The sequence below is a fragment of the Streptomyces sp. DT2A-34 genome, from assembly GCF_030499515.1.
In the GTDB taxonomy this organism is placed as follows: Bacteria; Actinomycetota; Actinomycetes; order Streptomycetales; family Streptomycetaceae; genus Streptomyces.
The window spans coordinates 9,100,823-9,122,462 of sequence record NZ_JASTWJ010000001.1 but is presented as its reverse complement, the minus strand read 5'-3'; the positions used below and the strand labels follow the sequence as shown (position 1 = coordinate 9,122,462).

At 71.9% G+C, this 21,640-nt stretch carries 23 protein-coding genes and 1 riboswitch; of the genes, 16 read left to right on the top strand and 7 right to left on the bottom strand.

The genetic code is table 11. The features are described 5' to 3' along the window. Nucleotides 1-118 precede the first annotated feature (118 nt). Entirely contained in the window at nucleotides 119-1,096 is a 978-nt protein-coding gene (locus QQM39_RS40670; RefSeq protein WP_302002595.1) for an ABC transporter permease, read from the top strand. Nucleotides 1,097-1,194: 98 nt separating this feature from the next. Here QQM39_RS40670 and QQM39_RS40665 read toward each other — a convergent pair whose 3' ends face one another. Beyond that, nucleotides 1,195-1,473 (bottom strand): type II toxin-antitoxin system Phd/YefM family antitoxin, encoded by a 279-nt coding sequence (locus tag QQM39_RS40665; protein ID WP_302002594.1) that lies wholly within the window; start codon nucleotides 1,471-1,473, stop codon nucleotides 1,195-1,197. Between the two features lie 68 nt (nucleotides 1,474-1,541). On the opposite strand from QQM39_RS40665, the gene QQM39_RS40660 reads away from it, so the two are divergent. The 3 genes from QQM39_RS40660 (at nucleotide 1,542) to QQM39_RS40650 (ending at nucleotide 3,521) form a co-directional block, all read left to right on the top strand. Then, on the top strand, nucleotides 1,542-2,177 hold the full coding sequence (locus QQM39_RS40660; RefSeq protein ID WP_302002593.1) for an ATP-dependent Clp protease proteolytic subunit: 636 nt from the start codon (nucleotides 1,542-1,544) through the stop codon (nucleotides 2,175-2,177). 7 nt (nucleotides 2,178-2,184) lie between these two features. After that, nucleotides 2,185-2,493: a hypothetical protein gene (locus QQM39_RS40655; protein WP_302002592.1), complete on the top strand. Its 309-nt coding sequence runs from the start codon at nucleotides 2,185-2,187 to the stop codon at nucleotides 2,491-2,493. Nucleotides 2,494-2,833: 340 nt separating this feature from the next. Further along, a riboswitch (cyclic di-AMP (ydaO/yuaA leader) is annotated at nucleotides 2,834-3,044 on the top strand. 3 nt (nucleotides 3,045-3,047) lie between these two features. Continuing rightward, the gene (locus QQM39_RS40650) at nucleotides 3,048-3,521 is read left to right on the top strand and encodes a C40 family peptidase (protein WP_302002591.1); all 474 of its coding nucleotides are present in this window, start codon (nucleotides 3,048-3,050) and stop codon (nucleotides 3,519-3,521) included. Nucleotides 3,522-3,605: 84 nt separating this feature from the next. Here the strand turns inward: QQM39_RS40650 and QQM39_RS40645 are convergent, their stop codons facing one another. Continuing rightward, nucleotides 3,606-4,220: a LysE family translocator gene (locus QQM39_RS40645; RefSeq protein WP_302002590.1), complete on the bottom strand. Its 615-nt coding sequence runs from the start codon at nucleotides 4,218-4,220 to the stop codon at nucleotides 3,606-3,608. 124 nt (nucleotides 4,221-4,344) lie between these two features. Between QQM39_RS40645 and QQM39_RS40640 the strand changes: the two genes are divergently transcribed. After that, nucleotides 4,345-5,268 carry a LysR family transcriptional regulator gene (locus QQM39_RS40640; protein ID WP_302002589.1) on the top strand — a complete coding sequence of 308 codons (924 nt, stop codon included), beginning with the start codon at nucleotides 4,345-4,347 and terminating at the stop codon, nucleotides 5,266-5,268. A 3-nt stretch (nucleotides 5,269-5,271) separates the two neighbouring features. On the opposite strand, the gene QQM39_RS40635 is transcribed toward QQM39_RS40640, so the two are convergent. Next, nucleotides 5,272-5,730, bottom strand: coding sequence for an ATP-binding protein (locus QQM39_RS40635; protein WP_302002588.1), 459 nt, complete (start codon nucleotides 5,728-5,730; stop codon nucleotides 5,272-5,274). Between the two features lie 213 nt (nucleotides 5,731-5,943). Between QQM39_RS40635 and QQM39_RS40630 the strand changes: the two genes are divergently transcribed. Beyond that, nucleotides 5,944-6,822, top strand: a complete 879-nt coding sequence (locus tag QQM39_RS40630) for a helix-turn-helix transcriptional regulator (protein WP_302002587.1) — start codon at nucleotides 5,944-5,946, stop codon at nucleotides 6,820-6,822. Between the two features lie 9 nt (nucleotides 6,823-6,831). Next, nucleotides 6,832-7,059, top strand: coding sequence for a DUF397 domain-containing protein (locus QQM39_RS40625; protein WP_302002586.1), 228 nt, complete (start codon nucleotides 6,832-6,834; stop codon nucleotides 7,057-7,059). Nucleotides 7,060-7,143: 84 nt separating this feature from the next. Here QQM39_RS40625 and QQM39_RS40620 read toward each other — a convergent pair whose 3' ends face one another. Further along, nucleotides 7,144-8,271, bottom strand: coding sequence for an 8-amino-7-oxononanoate synthase (locus QQM39_RS40620; RefSeq protein WP_302002585.1), 1,128 nt, complete (start codon nucleotides 8,269-8,271; stop codon nucleotides 7,144-7,146). Between the two features lie 146 nt (nucleotides 8,272-8,417). Here QQM39_RS40620 and bioB point away from each other — a divergent pair, with 146 nt between their 5' ends. The 4 genes from bioB to QQM39_RS40600 are packed head-to-tail and all read left to right on the top strand — an operon-like array spanning nucleotide 8,418 to nucleotide 12,198. Next, nucleotides 8,418-9,614, top strand: a complete 1,197-nt coding sequence (gene bioB / locus QQM39_RS40615) for a biotin synthase BioB (protein ID WP_302002584.1) — start codon at nucleotides 8,418-8,420, stop codon at nucleotides 9,612-9,614. Nucleotides 9,615-9,624: 10 nt separating this feature from the next. Then, nucleotides 9,625-10,905, top strand: a complete 1,281-nt coding sequence (locus tag QQM39_RS40610; protein WP_302002583.1) for an adenosylmethionine--8-amino-7-oxononanoate transaminase — start codon at nucleotides 9,625-9,627, stop codon at nucleotides 10,903-10,905. A 1-nt stretch (nucleotide 10,906) separates the two neighbouring features. Next, nucleotides 10,907-11,623: a dethiobiotin synthase gene (gene bioD / locus QQM39_RS40605; protein ID WP_302002582.1), complete on the top strand. Its 717-nt coding sequence runs from the start codon at nucleotides 10,907-10,909 to the stop codon at nucleotides 11,621-11,623. Between the two features lie 56 nt (nucleotides 11,624-11,679). Beyond that, nucleotides 11,680-12,198: a hypothetical protein gene (locus QQM39_RS40600; protein WP_302002581.1), complete on the top strand. Its 519-nt coding sequence runs from the start codon at nucleotides 11,680-11,682 to the stop codon at nucleotides 12,196-12,198. On the opposite strand, the gene QQM39_RS40595 is transcribed toward QQM39_RS40600, so the two are convergent. Next, nucleotides 12,185-14,773, bottom strand: a complete 2,589-nt coding sequence (locus tag QQM39_RS40595; RefSeq protein ID WP_302003898.1) for a LuxR family transcriptional regulator — start codon at nucleotides 14,771-14,773, stop codon at nucleotides 12,185-12,187. The genes QQM39_RS40600 and QQM39_RS40595 overlap by 14 nt on opposite strands. 118 nt (nucleotides 14,774-14,891) lie before the next feature. Here QQM39_RS40595 and QQM39_RS40590 point away from each other — a divergent pair, with 118 nt between their 5' ends. Together QQM39_RS40590 and QQM39_RS40585 are read left to right on the top strand one after the other, a co-directional pair. Then, nucleotides 14,892-15,578 (top strand): triacylglycerol lipase, encoded by a 687-nt coding sequence (locus QQM39_RS40590; protein WP_302002580.1) that lies wholly within the window; start codon nucleotides 14,892-14,894, stop codon nucleotides 15,576-15,578. Between the two features lie 116 nt (nucleotides 15,579-15,694). After that, the gene (locus QQM39_RS40585) at nucleotides 15,695-16,396 is read left to right on the top strand and encodes a class I SAM-dependent methyltransferase (protein ID WP_302002579.1); all 702 of its coding nucleotides are present in this window, start codon (nucleotides 15,695-15,697) and stop codon (nucleotides 16,394-16,396) included. 14 nt (nucleotides 16,397-16,410) lie between these two features. Here the strand turns inward: QQM39_RS40585 and QQM39_RS40580 are convergent, their stop codons facing one another. Both QQM39_RS40580 and QQM39_RS40575 read right to left on the bottom strand, forming a co-directional pair. Then, nucleotides 16,411-16,785 (bottom strand): fic family toxin-antitoxin system, toxin component, encoded by a 375-nt coding sequence (locus tag QQM39_RS40580; protein ID WP_302002578.1) that lies wholly within the window; start codon nucleotides 16,783-16,785, stop codon nucleotides 16,411-16,413. A gap of 4 nt (nucleotides 16,786-16,789) precedes the next feature. Beyond that, nucleotides 16,790-17,017, bottom strand: a complete 228-nt coding sequence (locus QQM39_RS40575) for an antitoxin (RefSeq protein ID WP_302002577.1) — start codon at nucleotides 17,015-17,017, stop codon at nucleotides 16,790-16,792. A gap of 193 nt (nucleotides 17,018-17,210) precedes the next feature. Between QQM39_RS40575 and QQM39_RS40570 the strand changes: the two genes are divergently transcribed. The 3 genes from QQM39_RS40570 to QQM39_RS40560 are packed head-to-tail and all read left to right on the top strand — an operon-like array spanning nucleotide 17,211 to nucleotide 21,610. Further along, a complete protein-coding gene (locus QQM39_RS40570; RefSeq protein WP_302002576.1) occupies nucleotides 17,211-18,080 on the top strand; it encodes an ABC transporter ATP-binding protein in 870 nt (289 codons plus the stop codon). A 4-nt stretch (nucleotides 18,081-18,084) separates the two neighbouring features. Then, nucleotides 18,085-20,658, top strand: a complete 2,574-nt coding sequence (locus QQM39_RS40565; protein ID WP_302002575.1) for an ABC transporter permease — start codon at nucleotides 18,085-18,087, stop codon at nucleotides 20,656-20,658. A gap of 46 nt (nucleotides 20,659-20,704) precedes the next feature. Next, nucleotides 20,705-21,610: an LLM class F420-dependent oxidoreductase gene (locus QQM39_RS40560; protein WP_302002574.1), complete on the top strand. Its 906-nt coding sequence runs from the start codon at nucleotides 20,705-20,707 to the stop codon at nucleotides 21,608-21,610. Nucleotides 21,611-21,640: the final 30 nt, after the last annotated feature.

Sequence of the window (21,640 nt, the reverse complement as noted above, 5' to 3'; positions counted from 1 at the left end):
GTCCAAAAGTAAAACGAACATTCCTTCTTGACAAGGAGACACATCCGCAGGACGGTGGTGGCACACGTAAAACGAACGCTCCTTCTTTTTACCCGAGCTCGCACCTCAGGGAGTCCCCATGTCCACCCGCCGCCTGATCGCGGTCGTCGTCCTCGTTCCCGCCCTGGCCTCCCTCGCCCTGTGGGCCTTCGCCTGGCCGGCCGCCCGCACGGCCCCTCGGGACCTGCCGCTCGGCGTGGCCGGACCGACGGCCGCCACCGCCCAGGTGGCGAAGCAGCTGGCCTCGCACGAGGGCGCCTTCGAGATCCACCGCTACGCCGACGAGACCGCCGCCCGGGACGCCATCGAGGACCGGACCGTATACGGCGCGGTCGTCGTCACCCCGCAGGGCCCGGAGCTGCTGACCGCGTCGGCGGCGAGCCCGGTGGCGGCCCAGTTGCTGCAGCAGGCGGTGGCCCAGCAGGCCGCCGCCCAGGGCACCGGAATCAGGGCGGTCGACGTGGTGCCCGCACCCGAGACGGACCCGCGCGGGGCGGCCCTCAACGCGAGCGTCCTGCCGCTCGCCCTGGCCGGCATCGCGGCCGGCGCGGCGGTGACCCTGCTAGGGCTGCGCGGAGTGCGCGCCGTGAGCGCCCTGGTCGGCGCCGCCGCCCTGATCGGCGTGACCGCGGCCGCGCTCGCGCACAGCTGGCTGGAGGTCCTCACCGGCAACTGGTGGACGGAGGCCGGGGTCTTCGCCCTGTCCACGCTGGCCGTGAGCGCTGCCGTCGCGGGGCTCGCCGCCCTCATCGGCACCGCCGGCGTCGGGATCTCGGCGGGAGTCGTGATGCTGCTGGGCAACCCGTTCTCCGGGGCGCCCTCGGCACCGCAGTTGCTGCCCGAGCCCGCCGGCGCGATCGGCCAGTGGCTCCCCCCGGGCGCGGGCACGACCCTGCTGCGCTCGGTGTCCTTCTTCGACGGCGCGGCAGCTACGGGCCCCGCCCTGACGCTCATCTGGTGGGCGGCGCTGGGCCTGGGCGCCGTACTGCTCGGCAGTGCGCTGAAGTCCCGCACGAAGGCCGTTGAGCCCCACAGGGAACTCGCCCCCGTCGGCTGACCAGCCGGCCATCACACAGAACCGACCGTGCACCCCCGCCATGGCGGACGGGGGTGCACGGTCTCGTCGTTTCTACGGGCGGCCGCCGCGAGGAGCGGCTACGAGGGGCCGGTCCCCCGGTGCTCCGCCGCGATACCGAAGCGGTGCCGTTCGCGGGGGGCGGAACCGGCCTCGCGGACGGCGGAGACGGCGCTGATCACCTGCTCCTCGACAGGGCCGTCGAGGGCGTCGAGTCGCTCCAGGTCAGCAGCGGACACAAGGGCGACGAGGGGCTTGCCGTGCCGCGTCACGACGACGCGCTCGCCGCCGTACACCACGCGATTGATCAGTTCGGCGAGCTCAGCCCTGGCTTGCGTCACCGGAATCTCGTAGGCCATGCTCCCTACATTACGTCATGTACGTCCTGTACATTTTTTACAGGCACCCCGGCAAGGGAGCGTGAGCCATGACCCGACCGACCGCCCGTCACGTGCTGCCCGAGTTCACCGAGCGCACGAGTCACGGCACCAGGACGCAGGACCCGTATTCGAAGCTGCTGGAGGAGCGCATCGTCTTTCTCGGCACGCAGATCGACGACATCTCGGCGAACGACGTGATGGCCCAGTTCATGTACCTGGAGCACAAGGACCCCGGCCAGGACATCTCGCTGTACATCAACTCGCCCGGCGGCTCGTTCAGCGCCATGACGGCGATCTACGACACGATGCAGTTCGTCACCTGCGACGTGGAGACGATCTGCCTGGGCCAGGCCGGGGCATCCGGCGCGGTGCTGCTGGCCGCGGGCACTGCGGGGAAGCGATTCGCGCTGCCGGGGGCCCGGATGGTGATCCATCAGCCGGGGCTGCCCGAGCCGATCGAGGGACAGGCGAGCGATCTGGCCATCCAGGCCGACGAACTGACGCGCGTTCGGACCTGCCTGGAGGAGCTGCTCGCCCGGCACACCGGGCGCAGCCGCGAGCAGGTGAACCGGGACATCGAGCGGGACAAGATCCTCAGCGCCCAGGAGGCGCTGGAGTACGGGCTGGTGGACCGGATCATCCCCAGCCGCAAGGCCACCCTCGCCCCGCCCACAGGGCGGTGATCGACCGGTGCTTCCACCCGAGTTGCCGCCGCTGCCCGCACTGACGCGTGCGGAGGGGGAGTTGATCGACCGTTATCTCGATGTGGTGGACCTGCTCGGCCGGATCAACCCGACACGGCACGGCGACACGTACCGCGGACTGCGCGCCGCCCAGGCGCTCGTCGGCAAGGCGACCGAGCTGCGGGACGCGCTGGCGCTGATGCACCAGCGGGGCGAGACCGAGCTGCACTCCCCCACGCTGGCGCGTGCGCTGCGCGTGCTGGACGGGGAACGCCGCACGGCTCGCGTCAGGGTGCCGCCACGCTCCGACAGTTGACGAGTCGTACAGAACGGTTCCGGACGCCTCGGCCCACGGACGAGGCGTCCGGATGGACGCCGAAACGAACCAAAAGGTGTACCCACTTTCGGCGTAGCAACCTGCCCATTTATGCGCCCCTCCGGTTGCGCAACAGGCTTGGCCCCAAGGCGGAATGGGACGCTCCATCGCTGGTCGGGGGCTCGTCGAGTACCTGGACACCCGGTCGAACACGGGGGTGTCCACCCGAACGGGCGAGTGGTGAGTAACGCCACAAATCCCCGGTTCCGTTGGGTTTTTCGTTCATCCGTGCGTCAAGATCCCTGTCTGACGACAAGCCCCCGCCGCAGCGGCGGGGCGGTCCGGGCGGACGCCGAGTCCTGCCGCCGCCCGGATGACCGGTCGACAGGAGTGGATCGGCAGGAGTGGAGGACCCGAGCAAGACGGGTCGCCGGAGCGGACGTTCGTTCGATCCGAGCAACCCTTGGGGTGAAGCCGCGGCAACGCGGCCGGGCAACTTCGCCAGCCCGAATCCGACAGGTCATCCTTCACAGGCGGCTGACGAAGGGTTGCGCATGACTGCGCTCAATCGTGTCCCGTCGCTCATGGCCCGAGCCGGTACGGCCTCGGCTCTCACCATCGCCGCAGTGGGCGGCTCGATCGTGGCGCCCGGCTTCGCCTCAGAGGCCGAAGCCGCCACACCGGCGACCAAGGCACTTCAGATCGCGGCCTCCAAAAAGGGCTCACCGTACAAGTGGGGCGCCACAGGTCCGCACAGGTTCGACTGCTCCGGGCTCACGCTGTACTCGTACAAGAAGGCCGGCAAGAAGCTGCCTCGTACGGCGGCCCAGCAGTACAACAAGACCCGCCACATCTCCGCCGGCAACCGCAAGGCCGGAGACCTGGTGTTCTTCCACTCGGGGTCGAACGTCTACCACGTCGGCATCTACGCCGGGAAGGGGAAGATCTGGCACTCCCCCAAGAGCGGGGACGTCGTGCGGCTGCAGAAGATCTGGACCAGGAGCGTCTGGTACGGCCGGGTCAAGTGACCCTCCCCGGGGGCGGTGACGGCAGCCTGACGCGCTGTCACCGCCCCGGGACACCGGACTGAGGGCCAGCCCCCGGAAAGGGCGTCAGACGTCCACCAGCGGCCCGGCGAGGAGTGCCACGCCGAAGGCCGTCAGCGCGGCGCCGGTGACGGTCGTGACCGCCCGTGCGACGCGCGGCCGGCGCAGCCACCTGCCGAGCCGGTCCACCAGCAGGGCGACGACCTGGAACCAGACGAGCGCGATCGCGACCACGATCAGCGCGAGCAGCAGCGTCCGGGGCAGCGCCGGGGCGCCCGCGGGCACGAACTGCGGCAGCACGCTGAGGAACGTGAGCGACGCCTTCGGATTGAGGGCGTTGGTGACGAAGCCCTGCCGCAGCGGTCGCGTGGTGGAATCCTCCCGCGCGGCCTCCCCTTGCGTGTGCCGCTGCCGCAGCGTCTGGACACCCAGATACAGCACATAGACGCCGCCCACCACCTGGAGCGCGCGCAACAACGCCGGTACGGCGGCCAGGACCGCGGCGACTCCCACCACCGCCAGCGTCACATGGACCAGCAGCCCGGCCCCGATCCCGAGCGCACAGGCGATGCCCGCCCGGCGGGAGACGAGGGCGTTGCGTACGACGACGGTGAAATCGGCCCCGGGCATGGCGACCAGGCCGGCGGAGACCCCGGTGAAGGCGATGAGCTGAGCGTCCATGCGGCCAGCCTGCCGCGCCGGGGCCTTCAGCAGGTATTTCGAATATTCTGGGTATTCCTTAAGCAGTGCTTTAGGCAGTGCTTTGGACAGTCACCGTCGGCGCCACGCTCGAAAGGGACCCAGCATGTACGACCCGACCCGCCTCGCCGCCCTGGTGGCGGTCGCCGAGGCGGGCTCGATCACCCGGGCCGCCGAGCGGCTGGGCTACACCACGCCCGCGCTCTCCCAGCAGCTGGCCAAGCTGGAGCGCGAGACGGGCACCGCCCTTCTGGTGCGGCACCACCGCGGGGCGCGGCTGACCGGTGCGGGCGAGTTGCTGGTGGCCCGGGCTCGGCGGGTGCTCGACGAACTCGACCGGGCCCGGCATGAACTGGCCCGGCTGACCGGCCTGACGGGCGGCACCCTCCGGCTCGGCACGTTCCAGACCGCGGGCATCCATCTGCTGCCGCCGGCCCTCAGCGCGTTCCGCCGGGCGCATCCGGACGTGGAGCTGACGGTCGCCGACTACGAGCCGTCGGCCGGTGTCGCCGCCGTCGCGGCCGGCGAGGTCGATCTGGCGCTGACGCACACCTACACACCCGGCGACCCGGTCCCGCTCCCGTCCTCCGTCGGCATCGAGCCGATCCTCGTCGAGGAGCTGGTCCTGGTGTCCGCTCCGGGCCACGCCCTCACCAGCGGGGCCGCACGGCTGCCGCTGACCGAGCTCGCGGGGCAGCCGCTGATCAGCATGGCGCCGGACGCTCCGGCCCGGCGGGGCGTCGAGACGGTGCTGGCCCGCGTCGGGGCCACGCCCTCGGTCCTGGTCCCGACGCCTGGGTACCTCCTGGTGTGCGCGCTGGCCAGTGCGGGGCTCGGGGTCGCGGTCGTACCGGAGATGGTGGCGCGCACGTCGGTCACTCCGGTGGGGGTACGGGCGTTGGAGGGCGGCGAGCTGCGCCGTACGGTCTCGGTCGCCTTCCGGAGTGACGAGGCGGCTCCCGCCGCGGACGCCTTCCGGGCGCTGCTGCGCGGCACGTTCGGACGGGCCGGGCAATCGCAGCAGCCCTGAGGGTTACGGCTCTTGCTGTCCCGCGGCCGGCACCGGCTCCGCGGCCGCCGTCCAGGGCAGTTCGATGGAGACGGTCTTGCCGCCCTCGCGCGTGGGCCGCACTCTCAGCTTGCCCCCGCACTCCGCGGTCAGCCAGCGGATGATGACCAGGCCGCGGCCGTTGTCCTGCTGGACGGCGGCCGGCAGCCGCTTGGGGAAGCGCGGGTGGCTGTCGGTGACCCCGATACGCAGGTGTTCGTCACGGTCGAGTTCGAGGTCCACCGTGAAGGTGGGTGACTGTCCGAGGGTGTGCTGTACGGCGTTGGTGGTGAGTTCGGAGACGATCAGACGGATGGTGTCGGCCACCTCCGTGTCCGGTGGCAGTCCCCACTCGGCGAGAGTGGTGACCACGTAGGACCGGGCCGCGGAGACCGAGGCGGGATCGCTCGGCAGAGTGACGGATGCTTCCAGGTGATCTGCCATGGCGACGTCGTCCCTTTCCCAACGGGACCGCAGTCCGACACGGAGCGGATGGTTCGAGTACGGTCCCGGACTGGTGCTTCGTCGCCAGACTGCCATTACCAGGGCCGTCAGGGTGCCGATCCACCAAGATATGCATATATCTGTCGCTCGAAGCGGTGAACTCTGCGACGGCAGACCGTATTTGGGCGGCTCGGTTGGAGTAAGGAGTTGCCCATGCAGCACGGTCCCGCGGTGCGCCGCCGGAAACTGGGCGCGGAACTGCGTGCGTTGCGCACCGGGGCCGGGCTCACCAGTGGTGAGGCGGCCCGGCTGGTGGGCTGGCACCAGTCCAAGGTGAGCCGGATCGAGACCGGCGCCAGCGGGGTGAAACCGGCCGATGTGCGGTTACTGCTCGACACCTACGGCGTACAGGACTCCCAACTGCGGGAGTTGCTCCTGGTGTTGGCGGGATCGGACGAGGGTGGCGGGCGGCATCACTGGTGGCACGCGTACCGCGGAGTGCTGCCGCCGACGTACCGGGACTTCATCAGCCTGGAGTCCCAGGCGAGTGCGATGCGCACGCTGGAGACGTCCGTGGTGCCCGGGCTGCTTCAGACGCCGGAGTACGCCCGGGCGGTGACCCGGGCCGCGGTGGGCGGACTCGCCGACGAACCCGGCGCCGCCGACGAACGGCTCGACGCGCTGGTCGCGGTCCGTCTGGCCAGGCAGGACGTGCTGCACGGCGATCCGCCGTTGCGCCTGAGCGCGGTGCTCGACGAGGCGGTGTTGCGCCGGGAGATCGGCGGGCCCGAGGTGATGGCGCGGCAGCTGAGGCGGCTGGTGGAGGCGGCGCGACTGCCCCAAGTCCGGCTGCAGGTCCTGCCGTTCGCGGCCGGGGAGCACATCGGCATCACCGGACCTTTCGTTATCTTCTCATTTTCGCGCACTTCTGATCTGGATGTGGTTGTTCTCGACCACTTGACGAGTAGCCTCTACCTCGAACGGAAAGAAGACCTCCAGGCCTACACGGAGGCCTTCAACACCCTTCGGATCCACGCCCTTTCGCCCGAGGAATCGTTGGATTACATCGCCGCGCTTGCTGGCGGCGCGTAAGGAGGCACCATGACCGCACTGCCTCGGAACGTGACTTCAAGTACCGATCTGCTCGGCGCGCGATGGCTGCGCAGCAGCTACAGCACGGGAGCGAACAACTGCGTCGAGACGGCACGGCCGCACTCCGGTCCCTGGACCGGACTGCTCGCCGTGCGCGACTCCAAGGACCCGGCCGGACCCGCGCTGCTCTTCTCCCCCGAGAGCTGGGCGGGCTTCACGACCGCGTTCCAGTCCTGACCATTCACCCTGACCATTCCGATCAGGTCTGACCAACTCTGATCAGTTACGCCAGGTGCGGCGGCAGGGCCGTGTCACGCCGACTCATGGTCGTGTCTCGTCGATGACCCGTACCGCGCGTTCGATCTGCCCCTCGGAGAGGTCCGCGCGGGCGGTCAGCCTCAGCCGCGAGATGCCGTCGGGGACGGAAGGAGGACGGAAGCAGCCCACCGCGAGGCCCGCCGCACGGCACTCGGCGGCCCAGGACACGGCCTCTTCGGGGGACGGCGCGCGCACGGAGACCACGGCGGCGTCCGGACGTACGGCTTGCAGGCCCGCGGCCGTCAGCCGGGTGTGCAGTTCGTTCGCGACCGTGCGTGCCCGCGCCGCACGCTCCGGCTCGCGGCGCAGCAGTCTCAGTGCCGCCAGGGCCGCGCCCGCCGCCGCGGGGGCGAGGCCCGTGTCGAAGATGAACGTCCGGGCCGCGTTGACCAGGTGGTCGATCACCCGGGCGGGGCCGAGGACGGCTCCGCCCTGGCTGCCGAGCGACTTGGACAGCGTGACCGTCACGACGACGTCGTCGGCGCCCGCGAGTCCCGCCGCGTGCGGGGCGCCGCGGCCGCCGTCGCCGAGCACGCCGAGGCCGTGGGCGTCGTCGACGACCAGTCCCGCGCCGTGTTCCCGGCTCGCCTCGGCGAGCCCGCCCAGCGGGGCGGCGTCGCCGTCGACCGAGAAGACGGTGTCCGACACGACGACGGCGGGCCCGTCGTGCGTCTGGAGCGCCGTGCGCACGGCGTCCGGTTCGGCGTGCGCGACGACCTGTGTGGTGCCGCGCGCCAGCCGGCAGCCGTCGATCAGCGAGGCATGGTTCCCCGCGTCGGAGACGATCAGCGAGCCGTGCGGCGCCAGCGCCGTGACCGCGGCGAGGTTGGCCGCGTAGCCGGACGAGAAGACCAGCGCCGCCTCGAAGCCGCAGAAGTCGGCCAGCTCGCGCTCCAGCTCGGTGTGCAGCTCGGTCGTGCCCGTGACGAGCCGGGAACCGGTCGCACCGCCGCCCCACGTCCGGGCGGCCCGCGCCGCGCCCTCGGTGACCTCGGGGTGGTGGGCCAGCCCCAGGTAGTCGTTGCTCGCGAGGTCGAGGAGCGGCGAGTCGGCGGGGCGCGGGCGCAGGGTCCGTACGAGTCCGGCGCGGCGGCGCAGCTCCGCCTGCTCGTCGATCCAGCCGAACGCCATGGCTCCTCCGGGCTTTTGTAGGCAGTGCACAGACACTAGTCGCACGGTCGGCCACCCACGGTGTGGCAATACCCACACATCGAAGTGACAGGGTTGTCCGAAGTCTCCTTGGCTCGGAGCCCCTCCGTACGTCAGGATCAGCTCCCATGGATCTGCTGAACACGCTGGTGGACAAGGGGCTTCGGCGCGAGCTGCCGACCCGCGAGGAAGCCTTGGCCGTCCTCGCCACTTCCGACGACGACCTGCTCGATGTGGTGGCCGCGGCCGGCAAGGTACGCCGGCAGTGGTTCGGCCGACGGGTGAAACTCAACTATCTCGTCAACCTCAAGTCGGGCCTGTGCCCGGAGGACTGCTCCTACTGTTCCCAGCGGCTCGGCTCCACCGCCGGCATCCTCAAGTACACCTGGCTCAAGCCGGACGAGGCCTCGCAGGCCGCCGCCGCCGGTTTGGCGGGTGGCGCCAAGCGGGTCTGTCTGGTGGCGTCCGGGCGCGGCCCGACCGACCGTGACGTGGACCGGGTCTCCGACACCATCAAGGCGATCAAGGACCAGAACGAGGGCGTCGAGGTGTGCGCCTGTCTCGGTCTGCTGTCCGACGGCCAGGCGGAGCGACTGCGCGAGGCGGGCGCGGACGCGTACAACCACAACCTGAACACCTCGGAGTCCACGTACGGGGACATCACGACCACGCACACGTACGCCGACCGTGTCGAAACCGTGCAGAAGGCGCACGCGGCCGGTCTGTCGGCCTGCTCGGGGCTGATCGCGGGCATGGGCGAGTCCGACGAGGACCTGGTCGACGTCGTCTACTCGCTGCGTGAGCTGGACCCCGACTCGGTGCCGGTCAACTTCCTGATCCCGTTCGAGGGCACCCCGCTGGCCAAGGAGTGGAACCTCACCCCGCAGCGCTGTCTGCGGATCCTGGCGATGGTGCGGTTCGTGTGCCCGGACGTCGAGGTGCGCATCGCGGGCGGCCGCGAGGTACATCTGCGCTCGATGCAGCCGCTCGCCCTGCACCTGGCCAACTCGATCTTCCTCGGCGACTACCTCACCAGCGAGGGCCAGGCGGGCAAGGCCGACCTGGAGATGATCGCGGACGCCGGGTTCGAGGTGGAGGGCGCCCACCAGGTGACGCTGCCGGAGCACCGGGCTGCGGCCGGGGGCGGGTGCGGCTCGCACGAGAGCGCGGGCTGCGAGTCCCAGGAGAGCGCCGGGTGCGGGTCGCACGAGGGTGGCAGTGTGTGCGGTACGGCCGCTGCCGCGCCGGGTGCCACCGAAGCGCGCACCGACCTGGTCGCCGTACGCCGCCGGGGCGCCGGAACGGACCTCGCGCCCAATGCCTGACCTGCGCCCCATGCCCGACCTGACCGTGCCCGAGCTGCTGGAGCTCGACCGGCGGCACGTCTGGCACCCGTACGGCCCCATGCCCGGCCGCGTCGAGCCGCTGGTGGTGGAGTCGGCCGGCGGGGTGCGGCTGAGGTTGGCGGACGGCTCGGGCGAGCTGGTCGACGGCATGTCGTCCTGGTGGTCGGCGATCCACGGCTACAACCACCCGGTGCTCAACGAGGCCGCGCGCGAGCAGCTGTCGCGCATGAGCCATGTGATGTTCGGCGGGCTCACGCACGAGCCCGCCGTACGCCTGGCGAAGCTCCTTGTCGACATGTCACCCGAGGGCCTGGAGCATGTCTTCCTCGCCGACTCCGGGTCGGTGTCGGTCGAGGTCGCGGTCAAGATGTGCCTGCAGTACTGGCGTTCGCTGGGCCGCCCCGGCAAGCAGCGGCTGCTGACCTGGCGCGGCGGCTACCACGGCGACACCTGGCAGCCGATGTCGGTGTGCGACCCCGAGGGCGGGATGCACGAGCTGTGGACCGGCGTGCTCCAGCGCCAGGTGTTCGCCGACCCGCCGCCGGCCGAGTACGAGGAGTCGTACGCCGACCAGCTGCGGTCGCTGATCGAGCGGCACGCCGACGAACTGGCGGCGGTGATCGTCGAGCCGGTGGTGCAGGGTGCGGGCGGGATGCGGTTCCACTCCCCCGCGTATCTGCGGGTGCTGCGGGAGGCGTGCGACGCGCACGACGTGCTGCTGGTGTTCGACGAGATCGCGACCGGGTTCGGGCGCACGGGCGCGCTGTTCGCGGCGGACCACGCGGCGGTGACGCCGGACGTGATGTGCGTGGGCAAGGCGCTGACCGGCGGTTATATGACGATGGCCGCCACCCTGTGCACCTCGCGGGTGGCTGACGGGATCTCGCGGGGCGAGGTGCCGGTGCTGGCGCACGGCCCGACCTTCATGGGCAATCCGCTGGCGGCCGCGGTCGCCTGCGCCTCGATCGAGCTGCTGCTCGGCCAGGACTGGTTGGCCGAGGTCAAACGGATCGAGGCGGGGCTGCGCGAGGGGCTGGCCCCCGCGGCGGACATGCCGGGCGTGAAGGACGTGCGGGTCCTCGGCGCCATCGGGGTCGTCCAGCTGGACCACGAGGTGGACATGCAGGCGGCGACCGCCGCCGCCGTACGTGAGGGCGTGTGGCTGCGGCCGTTCCGCGACCTCGTCTACACGATGCCGCCGTACGTCACCGGTGACGTGGACGTGGCACGGATCGCCCGCGCGGTGTGCGCGGCGGCGCGGGAGGGCTGAGATGCCGGTACTGGTGATCACGGGCACGGGCACGGAGGTCGGCAAGACGGTCACGACGGCCGCGGTCGCCGCGGCCGCGGTGGCGGCGGGCCGGTCGGTGGCGGTGTTGAAGGCCGCGCAGACGGGCGTACGGCCGGACGAGCGCGGCGACGCGGAGGAGGTCGCGCGGCTCGCCGGTGCCGTGACGATCGCGGAAGTCGCCCGGTATCCCGAGCCGTTGGCGCCGGCGACGGCCGCACGCCGGGCGGGCCGCCCGCCGGTCCGTCCGCACGAGATCGCCGAGGCCGCCGCCAAGCTGGCCGCCGAGCACGATCTGGTGCTGGTGGAGGGGGCGGGCGGGCTGCTCGTCCGTTTCGACGAGGCGGGCGGCACGCTGGCGGACGCGGCGGAGCTGATGGCGGCGCCGGTCCTGGTCGTCGCGTCGGCGGGCCTGGGCACGCTGAACACGACGGAGCTGACGGCGCGTGAACTGCGCGGCCGACGGCTGGACCTGCTCGGCGTGGTGATCGGCAGCTGGCCCGCGGCACCGGATCTGGCGTCGCGTTGCAATGTCGCGGATCTGCCGGAGGTGGCGGGGGCGCCGCTGCTGGGTGCCGTGCCGGCGGGTGCGGGGGCGCTCGCGCCCCCCGACTTCCGTGGCGCGGCGCCGGGTTGGCTGGCGCCGCGGCTGTTCGGGACGTGGGACGCGGACGGGTTCCGGGTGCGGGAGGCGCCCTGAGCCATGCCCACGGGGACGCCGGCGACGATGTCAGACCCTCGTGCCATCCTCTGATCATGGTCAATGCAGACGCGGTCGCCGAGTGGGACGTCCTGATCGGCGAGTGGGACGAGATCCGGCACGGCTACCACATGGGCGATGCGCCGGCGAAAGTACTGGAGTGTGCGAGGAACCTTGAGGCGAGCGTGGCGGCGGACGGGCCGGACACGGCGCTGTGGACCCTCGGGCTGGTGCTCATAGGCCCCTACGTGATCTACGCCCACCCGGACGCGGAGGCCGAGGCCCATGCGCTGAAGGCGATGGGTGCCGTCGAGCAGGCTCTCGGGCAGACTCCCTGCGCCCATGACGAGCATCCGTGTGACGACATCGACGATGCCGAGCTGGACAACTTTCGGTACGTCCTGGAAATGCTGGCCCACCCGGAGCGGGAAGCCGCCGGTGAAGCGGCCCTGACCGATGACGAGCTCTGGCCCGACGACGACTCGGACACCTGGTTCGAACGCCGGATGACACGGGAGATCTGGGCCTGCCCGCGGAACCTCGCCGGCTTCGCCCGCGCCTTTACCGAGGTCTAGTCGCCTCGCTCTCGTCGCTCTCCGCGACGATCCGCACCAGTTCGATGCGCGAGCGGATTCCCAGGCGGGTGAAGACGCCGCGCAGGTGGTGGTCGATCGTGCGCGGGCTCAGGGCCAGGCGAGCGGCGATCTCCCGGTTGGTGGCGCCCTCGGCGGCCATACGGGCGACCAGGAACTGTTGGGCCGTCAGGCGGTCGGCCGGGGCGTTGGGGCCGGGCCGCGCGACGCCGGCCGGGGTGCCCAGGGCGCGGAGCTCGGTGCGGGCCTGGGCCGCGCAGTGCGGGGCGCCGAAGGAGTCGAACGCCTCCAGGGCGCTGTGCAGGCGGTCACGTGCCTCCGTCCGGCGGCGCAGTCGGCGCAGGGCGCTGCCGAACAGCAGCTCCGTGCGGGCGCGTTCGAAGTCCCGGGTGCCGTGGGAGTGCAGGTCGAGTGCCGTGCGGTAGTGGTCCACCGCTTCCTCGCCGGGTGCGAGCAGGGCGCGGCAGCGGGCGCTGAGGGCCAGGTCGTCGGGGCTGCGCACGGTGCTCGCCCAGCGGTGGTAGTCGGCGTGCGCGACGCGGGCGACGCGGGTGTCGCCGGTGCGGACGGCGGCCTCGACGTAGTGCGGGGTGGCCAGGTGGCGGATGGCGCGGTGGCCGTGTCCGGGGCCGAATCCGGCGAGGGCGCGCAGTCGGGCGGCCGCGGCGGCGAAGTCGCCGGTGCTCAGGTCGAGGAAGGCGAGCGCCCACTGGGCGAGGGCGGCGGGCAGGCCCAGGCCGCGGGCGAGGGCGTACGACCGTGCGGTCGCGGCACGTTCGCGGCAGACGTCCGCGTCTCCGGTGAGCGCGGCGAACATGGCGAGGGCGGCCTGCAGATGACAGGCGCCGTTGTCCTGCCCTGTGGCGTGGGCCTGCCACAGCGCGTCCGTCGCGGTGGCCTCGCCGGCTCTGGGGCGCCCGGTCCAGAAGTCGGCGTACGCACGGAACTCCATCGCCTGCGGCACGGCCACCGAGGTGCCCCGCGCCCGGGCGGAGGCGGCCGCGCGGACGGTCGCGGTGGCCGCACGGGTGTGGTCGCCGAGGAGCAGCTCGGCGATCCCGGCGTGGATGAGGACGGTGGGGTCACTCCCCGGCCCGCACTGCCCGGCGGCCCCCTTCAGCAGGTCGCGCGCGTCCTCGTACCGGCCGTCGAAGGCGGCCACGAGCCCGCTCAGCGTGCCGGGCGGCGCGACGCCGACCCGATCGGCCACGCGGGCGGCCTCTCGCAGGCGGCGAATGTCTCCGGTGTAGATGGCGGCTTCGGTGGCTCGGGCGAGGAGGTGGGCGGCGCGGTGGTCGGGGGCGAGGGCTGTGGCTGACGCGGCGGAGACGGGGGCGGAGCCGGGGGCAGAGGCGGAGCCGGGGGCGGAGGCGGGGGCGGAGGCGGGGGCGGAGGCGGGGGCAGAGGCGGAGCCGGAGGCGGGGGCAGAGGCGGAGCCGGGGGCGGAAGCGGAGCCGGGGGCGGAAGCGGAGCCGGGGGCGGAAGCGGAGCCGGGGGCGGAAGCGGAGCCGGGGGCGGAAGCGGAAGCGGAGCCGGGGGCGGGGGCGGGGGCGGGGGCGGAGGCGGAGGCGGAGGCGGAGGCGTCAACGGCCGACGACCGCACAGGGCCTGGGGCAGCAGGGGCGGCCGAAGATACGGGAGCCTTGCCGAGGGAGGGCGGCGCGGGCCGAGCAGCGGTGCTCGCCGGGGGCGGGCAGGTCACCGCAGTCAGCAACGCGTCGAACGCCTCCGGCGCGTTGCCCGCCCGAAGGGCGAGCACCCCGGTGAGCGCGTCGTCAGCGCCGGCGGCAGCCAACCCGCGTGCCCGGTCCCCGTCGCCCGACTGCCAGGCGTAGGCGGCGGCCCGGGCGACCAGGCGGGACCGCTCGGACGGGTCGGGGCACAGTTCGGCCGCCCGTTCCGCCAGAGCCCGTGCCAGGGACAGCCGGCCCGCGTCACCCGCCTTGCCCGCGGCGGCGCCGAGTTCCGCCGCCAGCCGCCCGCTGGGGCCGAGCGCCCCCGCGCCCCGGTGCCAGGAACGCCACGGCGTCTCCCCTTCGCCGCTGAGCACCCGGGCCAGCAGGCGGTGCACGTCGCGGCGGTCGGCCGGGGAACCCGTCTCGTAGGCCGCGATCCGCGTCCACGCGTCGCGGAACACCACCCCGCCCGCGCCGACGTGCGCGAGGCCGGCCACCTCGGCGGCGTCCAGGGGCCGGATGTCGAGGCGCGCGGCCATGACGGCGCGCAGGAAGGCGTCGGTGGGGACCGGGTACTGGTCGGCCGCGGCGAGCAGCAGCAGGAGGCGTGTGTCGTCCGGCAACGCCCTTGTCTCCGCCCGGCGTTCCCGCAGCAGGGTCGGGGCCAGCTCCGCCGGTTCCGTCGGGAGCGGGTCGGTGCCCGCCGCCTGGCGGTCGGTCAGGCGCGGGACCAGTTCGGCGGCGGCGCGCACATCGCCGTACACGGCACGCAGCACCCGTACGCGGACGCCCTCGGGAAGGGCGGCGGCCGGCTGTCGCCACTGGTCCGTGCATCGCGGTGGCGAAGTGCGGTCGAGGGGCGGGGGGTTCACCGGAGTCACCACACAAATGACGTTACTGGCGAGTTAATTGAACCGTAAAGACCGGCGATTTCGCCGATGCGGCGCGCGTAGACCCGGCTCGACACTCCTGACAACCCCACACGTTTCAGGAGGCATCATGCAGCGCCGCAAGCGTCGCATCGCCACGGCCCTGACGGCCTTGGCCTCTTCGCTCCTTCTGTCACTGTCCCTCTCCCCCACACCCGCGCACGCCGCCACCCACGACCCCGTCGTCTTCGTACACGGCCTGAGCAGCTCGGCGAGCAGCTGGGACGACTGGATCGGCTACTTCAAGGCCGACGGCTACACCTCGGCCGAGCTGAACGCCGTGTCGTACGACTGGGCCAAGTCGAACGCCACCACCGCCCAGCAGCTCGCGACCGAGATCAGAAACGTGCTCGCCCGGACCGGTGCCTCGAAGGTCGACCTCGTCGTCCACTCCATGGGCGCGCTCAGCTCCCGCTACTACCTCAAGAACCTCGGTGGGACGTCGTACGTCGACGACTTCGTCTCGACGGCCGGCACGAACCACGGCACCTCCACCGCCTCATGGTGTGCCTGGCTGTACACCTCCTGCGCGGAGATGAACACCGGCAGCTCGTTCCTGACCGCCCTGAACTCCGGTGACGAGACCCCGGGCAGTGTGTCGTACGCCAGCTACTGGTCGAACTGCGACGACGCGCTCACCCCCGACACCACCGCGATCCTCAGCGGCGCCACGAACGTCGAGGTCGGGTGCGTCTCGCACACCGACATGAACAACGACCACGGCGTGTACGAGCAGGTCAGGGACTTCATCGGCTGAGACCGGGCCTGCCCCGACGACAGCCGTAAGACAACCACGGCGACAACGGGGGTGCGCCGGTCCCGTACGGGGGAGAATCGGGAGTGAGTCCCGTCCCGCCCGCCCGGGAGGTCCCCATGGCCCTACGGTCCCTACGGCCCGCCGGTTCCGGCAAGGTGTCACGGGATGCCGTGCACCACCCGCTGTTCGCCCGCTTCTACGCCCGGATCAGCGTCAACGCCGAGACGCGGATGGGCATGGGCGACGTCCGCGACCGGCTGCTGACCGGGCTGTCCGGCCGGGTGATCGAGATCGGCGCGGGCAACGGTCTGAACTTCGCCCACTATCCGCGTGCGGTCTCGGAGGTCGTCGCCATCGAACCGGAGCGCCTGCTGCGGAAGTTGGCGGTGGAGTCCGCGCTGCGGGCCGGGGTGCCCGTGGACGTGGTGCCGGGCGCGGCGGAGGCGCTGCCGGTCAAGAGCGAGGCCTTCGACGCGGTGGTGCTCTCGCTGGTGCTGTGCAGCGTGCGGGACGTGCCGCGGGCGCTCGGTGAGGTACGGCGGGTGCTGCGGCCCGGCGGTGTGGTGCGGTTCTTCGAGCACGGCCGGGGCGGCGGGCGCGTGATGACCTTCACGCAGCGCGCACTGGACCGGACGGTGTGGCCGCTGCTGAGCGGCGGCTGCCATGTCTCGCGCGACCCGGTCGCGGCGCTGCGCGAGGCCGGGTTCGAACTCGGCCCCCACCGGCGGGTGATGATGCCGGAGAAGGGTCCGGTGCTCCCCTCTTCGTACTGCGTGCTGGGCACGGCTTGGCGGCCGACGGAGGAGCAGCCCGGCTGATCACGGACTCCGCTTCACAGACTCCACTGGCGCAGTTCGCGCGCGATGTCCTCGACCGAGGCCTCACCGCTGTTGACCAGGCGTGCCAGATCGCGCACCTGCTCGGGTGAGGTGACGACCTTGAGGCCGCTGGCCACCAGGTAGGCGTAGGCCACCGCGGAGGCGAACAGCGCGTTGGAGCGCTCCAAGGCCGGGACGTGGATGAGCAGTTGGAGCAGGGCCGCGGCGCGGGCCTGCGGGCTGTCGTAGACGGGGACATCGAATATCTCCGCCTGGTGGCGGGCGACGGCGGCGACGAGTGCGCCCCAGTCGGTGATCTGCGGGTCCCCCGGTGTCCTCTTCTCGGCGAGCATCAGCAGCCAGGCAAGGTCGACGTTCAGATTGCTCAAGGGATCAGCGACGACCTTCGCGCTCCGCGCCGAACTCCTCGGCGAAGACGGACTCGTACTGCTTCATGAAGTCGGCGGCGGCGTCCACGAACGTATGACCGACCTCCCCGGTGTCCTTTCTGACCAGGTCCTCGATGTAGCGGTTGACACTCATGCCGCGGGCCAGGGCACGTTCGCGTGCCGCGCGGGCCGTGCCCTCGTCGACTCTCACGTTCAACTGGGTCTTCGCCATACTTCGAAGCTAGCGTGCCGGTGCTAGCACCGGCAAGGGGCAACCCCGGAGGCAGAAGGTGCCCCTTACATCGAAATCGGGGGCCCGACCTGGGGCGGAGAGCGACCGGGACCTTGGGCGGATACCGGATGTGCGGTGGATCACATTAGGCTCGGCTGGGCGAGGAGTCCGTGACGTCCGCGAGGAGGCGGCCTTGTCCACAGCAGCTGCGGAGCACGCCCCGAGCCCTGCGCCGACCGACGGGATCGCGGCCCGCGCCCGCGGTCTGACCAAGGCGTACGGCTCGGGCGAGACGACGGTACTGGCCCTCGACGCGGTGGACGTGGACATCGCGCGCGGCCGCTTCACGGCGGTCATGGGGCCGTCGGGTTCCGGGAAGTCCACGCTGATGCACTGTCTGGCGGGCCTCGACAACGTCTCCGCCGGGCAGGTGTGGCTGGGCGACACCGAGATCACCGGGCTGAAGGAGCGCGAGCTGACCCGGCTGCGGCGGGACCGGATCGGATTCATGTTCCAGTCGTTCAACCTCATCCCGACCCTGAACGCGGCCGAGAACATCACCCTGCCCATGGACATCGCGGGCAAGAAGCCCGACGAGAAGTGGCTGGACCAGGTCATCGACACGCTGGGACTGCGCGACCGTCTCAAGCACCGGCCCGCGCAGCTCTCCGGCGGCCAGCAGCAGCGCGTCGCCTGCGCCCGTGCGCTGGCCTCCCGGCCCGAGCTGATCTTCGCGGACGAGCCGACCGGCAACCTGGACTCGCGGGCCGGCCTGGAGGTGCTCGGCTTCCTGCGGGAGGCCGTCGACCAGCTGGGGCAGACCGTCGTCATGGTCACCCACGACCCGGGCGCCGCCGCCCACTCCGACCTGGTGCTCTTCCTGGGGGACGGCCGGATCGTGGACGAGATGGAGCGGCCTACGGCGGAGGCGGTACTGGAGCGGATGAAACGGTTCGACGTGATCCGCGGCCAGTTCGACGACGGCGGCCCCGCACCGGGGGCGATACCGGCCGACGGCCCCTCGTCGGCGTCACCCGAGTCGGCCGCTTCCGAGGAGCGCTGACCCCGTGCTCAAGGCGACGCTCCGCAGCTTCCTCGCCCACAAGGGGCGGCTGCTGCTCTCCGCCCTGGCGGTGATCCTGTCCGTGGCGTTCGTCGCGGGCAGCCTGATCTTCTCGGAAACCGTCAGCCGCACCTTCGACCGGCTCTTCGCCTCGACCGCAGCCGACGTCACCGTCACGCCGAAGGAGACCCTCGACGAGACCGTGCCCTCCGGGCAGACCCTGACCCTGCCGGCCTCGCTCGCCGACCGCCTCGCCCGGGTCCAGGGCGTGGCGGCGGCCCGCGCGGAAGTGGACGTGGACGGCCTCACCGTCGCCGACGAGGACCGTGAGTCGGTGGGCCCGACCACGGGCGCCCCGACGATCGGCACCGCCTGGAACCCGACCGAGCGCAGCCCCGTGGAGCTCACCTCCGGCCACGCCCCCGAGGGCGACGCGCAGGCGCTGATCGACGCGGACACCGCCGACAGCAAGGACGTGCGGATCGGCGACCGCCTCACGGTCATCGGGCAGGAGGGCTCCTTCCCGGTCGAGGTCGTCGGCATCGCCACCTTCACCACCACCAACCCCGGTGCCGCACTGGTCTTCTTCGACCCCGCGACGGCGCAGACGAAACTGCTGGGCGACCCGAAGGCGGCCACCGGCATCTCGGTCGACGCGGCCGAGGGCGTCAGCGACACGGAGCTCAAGCGGCGCGTGGCCGACGCCCTCGGCACCGACGCCGGCACCTACGAGCTGCGCACCGCCGAGGAGCAGGCCGAGTCGGACGTCGAGCAGCTGGGCGGGTTCCTCGACATCATCAAGTACGTCATGCTCGGCTTCGCCGGGGTCGCCGTACTGGTGGGCGTGTTCCTGATCGTCAACACGTTCTCGATGCTGATCGCCCAGCGCACCCGCGAGCTGGGCCTGCTGCGGGCCCTCGGCGCGGACCGGCGCCAGGTGCGGCGGTCGGTCCTCGCCGAGGCGCTGCTGCTCGGGCTGGTCGGCTCGACGCTGGGTCTCGCGGCCGGCATCGGGCTGGCCGTCGGACTCATCGAGCTGATGGGTCTCATGGGCATGAACATCAGGACGACCGAGATGGTCATCGGCTGGGGAACGCCCGTGGTCGCGTACGTCGTCGGCCTGGGCGTCACCTTCGTCGCGGCGTACCTCCCGGCCCGGCGGGCGGCGGGCGTCTCGCCGATGGCGGCGCTCGCGGACGCCGAGATCGCTGACATCGGGCGGCCGCTGCGGCTGCGCGCGGTGGTGGGCTCGGTGGTCGGCGCGGCCGGTGCGGCGGCGCTCGTGGGGTGTGCCGTGTCGTCCGAGACGTCGTCGGCGGCGTCCCTGCTGGGTCTCGGCGTCCTGCTGACTCTCATCGCGACCGTGATCGCGGGACCGCTGCTCGTACGGCCCGTGATCAGGGTCCTCGGCGGGGCCTTCCCGGCGCTGTTCGGCCCGGTCGGCCGGATGAGCCAGCGCAACGCCCTGCGCAATCCGCGCCGCACCGGGGCCACGGCCGCCGCCCTGATGGTGGGCCTCGCGCTGGTCGGCGGGATGTCGGTGGCGAGCGCCTCGATGACCAAGTCGTTCGACCAGCAGATCGACAAGACGCTGGGCGCCGACTTCGTGGTGCAGAACAGCAACTTCGTGCCGTTCCCACCGGAGATCACCGACAAGATCCGCGACACCGAGGGTGCGGGGCTCGTCGTACGCTCGCAGTTCACGACCATCGCTGTGCGCCTCCCCGACGGCGACCGCGTGAAGACGACCGCCGCGGGCTACCAACCCGAGCTCGACGAGGTCGCCAACATCACCTACGCGCAGGGCGACTCCGCGGCCGCGCTCGCGGACGGGCGCCTCGCCATGGACAAGGACTTCGCCGAGGACCACGGCGTACGCGTCGGCAGCACCCTCCCCGTCGAGTTCCAGGGCGGTCGGCGGGCCGAGCTGACGGTGGGCGCCCTGACCGACCAGGAGTCCGCCGAGGGGTTCGGCGCGCAGGGCGGGATCTACTTCGGCCTGGGCACGCTGGAGAAGTACGCGCCGGGCGGGCAGGACGCGGCCGTGTACGTCAACGCCGCCTCCGGCACGAGCTCCGACGATCTGCGGGCCGGCCTGGAGAAGACGCTCGCCCCGTATCCCCAGGTGCAGGTCCGGGACATCGCCGACTACAAGGAGCTGGTGCACGACCAGATCGCCGTGCTGCTCTACCTCGTCTACGCGCTGCTCGGGCTCGCGATCATCATCGCGGTGCTCGGCGTGGTCAACACCCTCGCGCTGTCGGTCGTCGAGCGCACGCGGGAGATCGGCCTGCTCAGGGCCATCGGGCTGGCCCGGCGGCAGCTGCGCCGGATGATCCGGCTGGAGTCCGTGGTGATCGCCGTGTTCGGCGCGGTCCTGGGCCTCGCGCTGGGGCTGGTGTGGGGCGTGTGCACCCAGCAGGTGCTGGCGTTGCAGGGCATGACGGCGTTGGCGATCCCCTGGGGCACGATCGTGGCGGTGGTGATCGGCTCGGCGGTCGTGGGCATCGTGGCGGCGCTGCTGCCCGCGTTGCGTGCATCGCGCATGAATGTGCTGGCGGCCATCGCGCACGAGTGATGGAATCGCGGCGAGTACTCAAGTCCCCTGAGGATGAGGAGAGTTCATGTCGCGACCGGTGAGCCCGCGTCCGTTCCGCTTCGGTGTCAACCTGATGACCCCCGCCCCGGCCGACGAGTGGCGGGCCAAGTGCCGCCGGGCCGAGGAACTCGGCTACGACGTGATCCTGGTCCCCGACCATCTGGGCATGCCCGCGCCGTTCCCGGCCCTGGTCGCGGCGGCCGAGGCGACGGAGCGGCCACGCGTGGGCACGTTCGTGCTCAACGCGGGCTTCTGGAACCCGGCCCTGCTCGCCCGGGAGGTGGCGACGACCGACGCCCTGACGGGCGGGCGACTCGAACTGGGGCTGGGTGCGGGCTACGTACGGGCCGAGCACGACACCGCGGGGCTGCCCTTCGGCACTCCTCGCGAGCGCGTCGACCATCTGCGGCGTACGGTCGGGGAACTGGAGCGGCTGCTCGGCTCGCCGGAGTACCAGCCGCAGCCGGCGCAGAAGCCGCGCGTGCCGCTGCTGATCGGCGGAAACGGCGACCGCGTCCTGCGGCTGACCGCCGAGCACGCCGACATCGCGGCGTTCGGAGGCGCGTACCCGGACCCGGAGAGCACGAGTGGCCGGCTCATCCCCGTCACGGCCGAGCAGTTCGACGAACGGGTGGCCCGTTACCGGAAGTTCGCGGCGGGCCGGGAGGAACCGGCGGAGCTGAACCTGCTGCTGCAGATGGTGGCCGTCACGGAGGACCGCGCGGGCGTCGTCCAGCCCCTCCTCGACCGCGTTCCGGAACTGACCCTGGAGCAGGTCCTGGAGCTGCCGATCCTCCTGGTCGGGACCTTGGACCAGATCGTCGACCAGGTGCTGGCCCGGCGGGAACGGTTCGGGTTCTCGTATCTGACCGTCCTGGAGCCGTACATGGAGGCGTTCGCGCCGGTGATGGAGCGGCTGCGCGGCAAGTAGCCGTCCGGATACTGGAATTCCGCGTCCGGC

Excerpts from the sequence above, each read along its gene's own strand:
- bioD (WP_302002582.1), top strand. The coding sequence starts at position 10,907 with ATGCCGGTACTGGTGATCACGGGCACGGGCACGGAGGTCGGCAAGACG.
- QQM39_RS40575 (WP_302002577.1), bottom strand. The coding sequence starts at position 17,017 with ATGGCGAAGACCCAGTTGAACGTGAGAGTCGACGAGGGCACGGCCCGC.
- QQM39_RS40630 (WP_302002587.1), top strand. The coding sequence starts at position 5,944 with ATGCAGCACGGTCCCGCGGTGCGCCGCCGGAAACTGGGCGCGGAACTG.
- QQM39_RS40610 (WP_302002583.1), top strand. The coding sequence starts at position 9,625 with ATGCCCGACCTGACCGTGCCCGAGCTGCTGGAGCTCGACCGGCGGCAC.
- QQM39_RS40585 (WP_302002579.1), top strand. The coding sequence starts at position 15,695 with ATGGCCCTACGGTCCCTACGGCCCGCCGGTTCCGGCAAGGTGTCACGG.
- QQM39_RS40650 (WP_302002591.1), top strand. The coding sequence starts at position 3,048 with ATGACTGCGCTCAATCGTGTCCCGTCGCTCATGGCCCGAGCCGGTACG.
- QQM39_RS40560 (WP_302002574.1), top strand. The coding sequence starts at position 20,705 with ATGTCGCGACCGGTGAGCCCGCGTCCGTTCCGCTTCGGTGTCAACCTG.
- QQM39_RS40635 (WP_302002588.1), bottom strand. The coding sequence starts at position 5,730 with ATGGCAGATCACCTGGAAGCATCCGTCACTCTGCCGAGCGATCCCGCC.
- QQM39_RS40590 (WP_302002580.1), top strand. The coding sequence starts at position 14,892 with ATGCAGCGCCGCAAGCGTCGCATCGCCACGGCCCTGACGGCCTTGGCC.
- QQM39_RS40670 (WP_302002595.1), top strand. The coding sequence starts at position 119 with ATGTCCACCCGCCGCCTGATCGCGGTCGTCGTCCTCGTTCCCGCCCTG.
- QQM39_RS40600 (WP_302002581.1), top strand. The coding sequence starts at position 11,680 with ATGGTCAATGCAGACGCGGTCGCCGAGTGGGACGTCCTGATCGGCGAG.
- QQM39_RS40645 (WP_302002590.1), bottom strand. The coding sequence starts at position 4,220 with ATGGACGCTCAGCTCATCGCCTTCACCGGGGTCTCCGCCGGCCTGGTC.
- QQM39_RS40620 (WP_302002585.1), bottom strand. The coding sequence starts at position 8,271 with ATGGCGTTCGGCTGGATCGACGAGCAGGCGGAGCTGCGCCGCCGCGCC.
- QQM39_RS40640 (WP_302002589.1), top strand. The coding sequence starts at position 4,345 with ATGTACGACCCGACCCGCCTCGCCGCCCTGGTGGCGGTCGCCGAGGCG.
- bioB (WP_302002584.1), top strand. The coding sequence starts at position 8,418 with ATGGATCTGCTGAACACGCTGGTGGACAAGGGGCTTCGGCGCGAGCTG.
- QQM39_RS40665 (WP_302002594.1), bottom strand. The coding sequence starts at position 1,473 with ATGGCCTACGAGATTCCGGTGACGCAAGCCAGGGCTGAGCTCGCCGAA.
- QQM39_RS40660 (WP_302002593.1), top strand. The coding sequence starts at position 1,542 with ATGACCCGACCGACCGCCCGTCACGTGCTGCCCGAGTTCACCGAGCGC.
- QQM39_RS40625 (WP_302002586.1), top strand. The coding sequence starts at position 6,832 with ATGACCGCACTGCCTCGGAACGTGACTTCAAGTACCGATCTGCTCGGC.